Source organism: Gandjariella thermophila, assembly GCF_005405885.1.
In the GTDB taxonomy this organism is placed as follows: Bacteria; Actinomycetota; Actinomycetes; order Mycobacteriales; family Pseudonocardiaceae; genus Gandjariella; species Gandjariella thermophila.
In genome coordinates this window covers 1-5526 of sequence record NZ_BJFL01000077.1, presented here as the reverse complement: position 1 = coordinate 5526, position 5526 = coordinate 1, and the positions used below count along the sequence as shown (strand labels likewise).

Here is a 5526-nt window from a genome sequence, read left to right as displayed (position 1 = left end):
TGGACGCCGTCGCCGACGAACTCAACGACCGGCCCCGGCAGACTCTCGGCTGGCTCAAACCCACCGAAGTCCTCAACAAACTGCTGCTAGAAGCTGGTGGTGCACCCACTACTTGACACCGCCAGGGCACCTCGCCGAGCTTCCAAATGTCATCCGAATCGTCACCGCACTGGAGTTCTGCCGACTTGGCTGGTAAGGGCTCTGAATAACGCTCTACGTCGATGTTTGGGTTCGCGGACCCGGGTTGCGTGGGTGCGCGGCGAATGCGAGCCCGATCAGGGCGAGCAGCATCCAGGCCGCCAGATAGCCGAATGCCACGGTCGGGGATGCCAAGGTCCACAGTGCTCCGGTGATGCTGCTGGCGGCGAGGTTGCCGACGGCTTGGATGGTGGCCAGCAGCCCGAACGCCGACCCACGGATCGTGGCGGGAGCGAGGGCGGCCACGGCGGAGTGTTGGGCGGTTTCCACGCAGCCGATGGCCACTCCGGCGGCAGCGAACGGCAGCGCCAGGATGGCGATGTTCGCCCCGGTGGTGGCGAAGCCGAGGTAGGCGGCGGCGAACAGGGCGACGCCGGAGGTGAGGACGCGGGTGGGTCCGCGTGTGCCGAGTCGGTCGGCGGCGCGGCCGGCGGGCAGCGAGGCGAGCGTGGCGGTGAGGTTATATAGGGTGTAGAGCGCCAGCGCGATCGTGGTGGCCGTCTTGGTGCCGTGAGTTGGGGTGAGCAGGTCGGTGGCGCGCAGGATCAGCAGGGTGGCGGCCACGTTGCCGACCTCGAAGGCGGCCACCGCCCCAAGCACCCTTCCGAGTTCTCCGCGCAGGATCGGGCGGATGCGCAGGCGGATCGGTGTGTGTTCGCGTCGGGGCGCGGGCGGCGCGTGGCGGATGGCGTAGATGATCGCTGCCGCGGCCAGCAGACCGGGGATGATCGACAGCCCGATCGCCCACCGCACCCCGACTGCGGAGACCAGCCCGAGGGCGAGCAGTGGGCCGGCGATGGCGCCGAGGTTGTCCATCATGCGCTCGAAGCCGTAGGCCCGGCCGTAGGCGCTGGGGTGGACCACGTCGGCGAGCAGGGCGTTGCGCGCGGGGACGCGCAGGCCGCGGGCGGCCCAGGCCCCGGCCCGCAGCACGCCGACCTGCCAGACGCTGGTGGCAGCTCCGGTGAGCGCGGCCAGCGCGGCGGTGGAGGTGTAGCCGCCGACGGCGACCCGGCGTCGGCGGTGCGGGTCGTCGGCCAGCGCCCCGCCGGCCAGCCGCGCGGCCCCGGCCAGCGCGTCGGAGATGCCTTCGATCAGCCCGAGCGCGGCGGCGGGTGCGCCGAGGGTGGCGGTGAGCAGGCTGGGCAGCAGCGCGGTGGGCACCTCGTGCCCGGCGTCGGCGAGGAAGCTGGCGCTGCCGATGCCGCCGACACCGCGGGTCAACCAACGCTGCCTCGGCTCCCCGGGAGTCGTGTGCTCGCTGGCGGCGTCGGGCCCGCGCTCGGCAGGAGGCGGCGTGGTCACACCAGGCATTGTGGTCGCTGGTCGTCTCGCCCTGGCGCCTCGGGGCGGGACGAGAGCGTGGCTGGTTAGCAGCAGTCACAGCCGCAGCCGTACTCGCCGCAGCACGGGCATGGCATCGCGGTTCACCCCCTCTCTTCCGGCTCGACGGTGGGTGGGCACCAGGTGCCGGGCACGGGGTCGGGGCAGTCCGGTCCCGGCATGCTGGCCAGCATCGTGGTCAACTGGGTGCGCAGCGTGGCCAGTCGCCGCATCTCCGCGTCGATCTCGTCCAGATGGCGGCGCAGCAACGTCTCGGCGGGCTCGCAGGCGCACACGCCGGTATCGCGGACGGCCAGCAGATCGCGGATCTCCTCCAGCCGCAGACCCAGCCGCTGTGCCCCGCGGATGAACAACAGCCGGTCGACCACGTTCTCGTCATAGCGACGGTGGTCGCCGCTGGTGCGGCGCGGTGCGGGCAACAGCCCGATGCGCTCGTAGTAACGCAAGGTATCCGGGCGCAGTCCAGAGCGGGCGGCGACCTGCGCCACCGTCAACCCCGCTACCGCCTCGGTCTGCATGTTTCGAGGCTAGAACTTGGAGTCGACTCCAGAGTCAAGCGCCACGTCGCCGCCACGTGCTGGGCTTAGGGGCTGCACCAACACCCGAGGGTTGTGCCGCAGCGGCGCCGGTGTTGCGCGTTGACTACCACGGATAACTCAGCAAATATTGAGTCAATGTCTGTTGAGTGGTCTTCATCGCTGGTGGCGCGGGCGCGGTTGCACGCGGCGTTGGGGGAGCCCGCGCGGTTGGCGATCGTTGACCGGCTGCTGCTGGGCGATGCCTCGCCCAGCGAGATTGGGCGGGAGGTGGGCCTGTCGAGCAATCTGTTGGCGCACCACGTGAAGCTGCTGGAGCAGGCCGGCGTGGTCGAGCGATCCCGCTCCGAGGGAGATCATCGACGGACCTATCTGCGTCTGAAGCCGGGCGCGTTGGCGGGTCTCGCGCCGCAGGGTCTGCGGGCGGCACCACGGGTGGTGTTCGTCTGCACCCACAATTCCGCGCGTTCGCAGTTGGCCGCCGCGTTGTGGAAGCGCCGCAGCACGGTGCCGGCGGCCTCGGCTGGCACCCGACCGGCGAAGCGGGTGCATCCGCTGGCCGCTGCGGTGGCGGGCGAGTACGGCCTGTCGCTGTCGGATGCTCGCACCTGGCACATCAACGAGGTGCTGCGCTCGGAGGATCTCGTGGTAGCGGTGTGCGACAACGCGCACGAGCAACTTGCCAGTCGCGTCGCCGACCGTCTGCACTGGTCGGTGCCGGACCCTGCGCGCTTGGGCACCCCCGATGCCTTCGAGAGCGCCGCGCGCGATCTTGCCGACCGGGTCGACCGGCTGGCTCCCGCTGTTCACCACCCCGCTGCGGGCCCCCCGGAGCGGGGTGGTGACTGACAGCGTCCGATGCCCGACCAAGCAGGACTGGGGCCGCCCGGCCGGTGCGCGGCGAGAGCGGACGTCGGGTCCGCGGGCGGCGAGACGAACGTGGTGTCCCAGTCGGTGCCTGACTGGCCCGCGGCCTCGACCGGTCCACACGCACATCGTCCGGCGAAAGGAGCGTTGATGGGGCAGCAGTTGACCCGCAAGCTGGCGGCGGAGTTCCTCGGCAGCCTGCTGTTGGCCGCCCTGGTGATCGGGTCCGGGATCGCCGCCCAGCGCCTGTCACCGGGAAACACCGGCCTGCAGCTCTTCGAGAACGCGGCAGCGACGGCCGCCGGCCTGTACGCGATCATCCTCATGTTCGGTCCGGTCAGCGGGGCCCACTTCAACCCCGTGGTGTCCTTCGTGGACGCCAACTTCGGGGGGCTGCCCTGGCGCCACGCGTTGGCCTACCTGCCCGCCCAGGTTCTCGGTTGCGTCACCGGCGCCGTGCTGGCCAACGTGATGTTCTCCGCCGAGGTGGTCAGTATCAGCACCACCCAACGCGCCAGCCTGGCCCACGGCGTCTCCGAAGCGGTGGCCACGATCGGCCTTGTGTTGGTGATCTTCTCGCTGGCCAGGTCCGGTCGCGCCGACCGCGCCCCGGCCGCGGTGGGCGCCTATATCGGCGCGGCCTACTTCTTCACCAGTTCCACCAGCTTCGCCAACCCCGCTATCACTGTCGGCCGCGTTTTCAGCGACACCTTCGCCGGCATCGCGCCCAGCTCCACGCCGGTGTTCGTCGTCGCCCAACTCGTCGGCGCAGCCGCGGCCGTGCTGCTGCTGCGCGCGCTGTACCCGATCGTCACCGCAGATCAGGCCGCCGAGGTCGTCCTGCCCCATCTCGTCGCCGAAGCCACCGCACCTGGCCGCTGGGCCCGGGGCGGCGCCCTTGACCACACGGAGGCCAACGATGGCCACACCACCACCACGCCGGAAGCCACCTGACCAGCTCGCCGACCGGCCGCATCGCGACAGCGATGAAGGTCACCCCAGCGCGCTTCGGGTCCAGCTGAACCACATCGCAGCCGACCTGACCCGCCGCTTCGAGGGCACCTTCGAATACGAGACTGTCCGGCGCTGTGTCGGCGAGTCCTACGACCAACTCGCCCAACACGCCCGGATCTACACCCACCTACCCGTCCTCGCGGCCCGGTTCGCCCGGGAACGCCTGCACGCCACCGCCAAGATCCAAGGAGCCATCGTGTCCACCACGCCCGAGGTGCTGTTCGTCTGCGTGCACAACGCCGGCCGCTCCCAAATGGCCGCCGCCCTGCTGCACCACCACGCGGCCGGCACGGTCACCGTGCGCTCCGCCGGCTCCGCCCCCGCCGAAACCATCAACCCCGCCGTCGTGGAAGCCATGCTCGAAGTCGGCCTGGACCTCGGCCAGGAGTTCCCCAAGCCGCTCACCGACGAATCTGTCCAGGCCGCCGACGTCGTGATCACCATGGGCTGCGGCGATGCCTGCCCGGTCTACCCCGGCAAGCGCTACCTCAACTGGGACCTCGACGACCCCGCCGGCAAGACCGTCGAACAGATCCGCCCCATCCGTGACGAGATTGACCAGCGCGTCCGCGAACTGCTCGCCGAACTCACCGCCACCCGCACCTGACGCCCCCGCGAGATCGGATCGACACCTGGCCCGGCGGTACTACCCGCCGGCCGCGGGCACGGCGCACACTGTGGGCCCGCCCACGGCGGCGGGTAGGAGGCGATCACCATGCCAGCCCAGGCAATCGTCATCGGCGGCATCCCGATCCCCGACGACCGCCCCATCTTCCTGGTGATCCTCGCGGTCCACGTGGCCTGCAGCGCCGTATGCGTCGTCGCGGGCGCGCTGGCCGCGGTCGCGCGCAAACGACCCGGACGCCACCCCCGCGCTGGCTACGTCTACTACGCGGCACTGACCATCGCGGTCGCCGCGCTGATTGCGCTCGCGATCTTGCGCTGGCCCCACGACGTCCACCTGCTGGCAATCGGCGCCATCGCCCTCGCGTCCGCGACGCTGGGGCTGCTGGCCCGCCGAGGTCGCTGGCGCGGCTGGCTGCGCACCCACGCCACCGGGATGGCCGTGTCCTACATCGCGCTGTTCACCGGCTTCTACGTCGACAACGGCCCCAACCTCCCACTGTGGAACCGGCTACCGCACGCCGCCTACTGGCTGCTGCCAGCCGCGGTTGGCATCCCGCTGTTGCTGCGCGCCCTCCACCGCCACACCCACCGACGCCCCACCTCAACCATCGACATCGACAACACCGAGGCGACCGCACACAGCTAGCCAACCCGCGTCCGACACCGTCGAGCACCGCGAACGCATCGGCCAACACCACGGCCACTGGCGCGACGTGCTCCTCATGAACGCCGCAGTCCACGAACGTGACCGCACCGTGGAGTTCCCCCCGATGACCGGACGCCTGGCTTATGCGGCTTGGGTGGACGGTAGCAGGCGGTCTGTGCGCTGGTGATGCTCCCATTCGATGGGCGTGAGATAGCCGAGGGCGGAGTGCAGCCGCCGCCGGTTGTACCATGTTTCGATCCAGCGAAAGATCTCACGCCGGGCTTCGTCGCGGGT

General features: G+C 70.5%; 7 protein-coding genes. 4 read left to right on the top strand and 3 right to left on the bottom strand.

Annotated elements, in window-relative coordinates; translation table 11 throughout:
• Nucleotides 1-213 precede the first annotated feature (213 nt).
• On the bottom strand, nucleotides 214-1503 hold the full coding sequence (locus tag FFT21_RS27905) for an MFS transporter (RefSeq protein WP_225978831.1): 1290 nt from the start codon (nucleotides 1501-1503) through the stop codon (nucleotides 214-216).
• Nucleotides 1504-1625: 122 nt separating this feature from the next.
• Nucleotides 1626-2060: a MerR family transcriptional regulator gene (locus FFT21_RS27900; RefSeq protein WP_137816895.1), complete on the bottom strand. Its 435-nt coding sequence runs from the start codon at nucleotides 2058-2060 to the stop codon at nucleotides 1626-1628.
• 156 nt (nucleotides 2061-2216) lie between these two features.
• On the opposite strand from FFT21_RS27900, the gene FFT21_RS27895 reads away from it, so the two are divergent.
• From FFT21_RS27895 to FFT21_RS27880, 4 genes are all read left to right on the top strand, one after another.
• On the top strand, nucleotides 2217-2927 hold the full coding sequence (locus FFT21_RS27895; RefSeq protein ID WP_137816894.1) for an arsenate reductase/protein-tyrosine-phosphatase family protein: 711 nt from the start codon (nucleotides 2217-2219) through the stop codon (nucleotides 2925-2927).
• A 168-nt stretch (nucleotides 2928-3095) separates the two neighbouring features.
• Nucleotides 3096-3899: an aquaporin gene (locus FFT21_RS27890; RefSeq protein ID WP_137816893.1), complete on the top strand. Its 804-nt coding sequence runs from the start codon at nucleotides 3096-3098 to the stop codon at nucleotides 3897-3899.
• Nucleotides 3865-4566 carry an arsenate reductase ArsC gene (locus tag FFT21_RS27885; RefSeq protein ID WP_137816892.1) on the top strand — a complete coding sequence of 234 codons (702 nt, stop codon included), beginning with the start codon at nucleotides 3865-3867 and terminating at the stop codon, nucleotides 4564-4566. The genes FFT21_RS27890 and FFT21_RS27885 overlap by 35 nt, the downstream gene beginning before the upstream one ends.
• A 108-nt stretch (nucleotides 4567-4674) precedes the next feature.
• Nucleotides 4675-5232: a hypothetical protein gene (locus FFT21_RS27880; protein WP_225978830.1), complete on the top strand. Its 558-nt coding sequence runs from the start codon at nucleotides 4675-4677 to the stop codon at nucleotides 5230-5232.
• Between the two features lie 141 nt (nucleotides 5233-5373).
• Here the strand turns inward: FFT21_RS27880 and FFT21_RS27875 are convergent.
• Nucleotides 5374-5526, bottom strand: a 153-nt coding sequence (locus FFT21_RS27875) for an integrase core domain-containing protein (RefSeq protein WP_137816618.1), incomplete at its 5' end; no start/stop codon positions are given.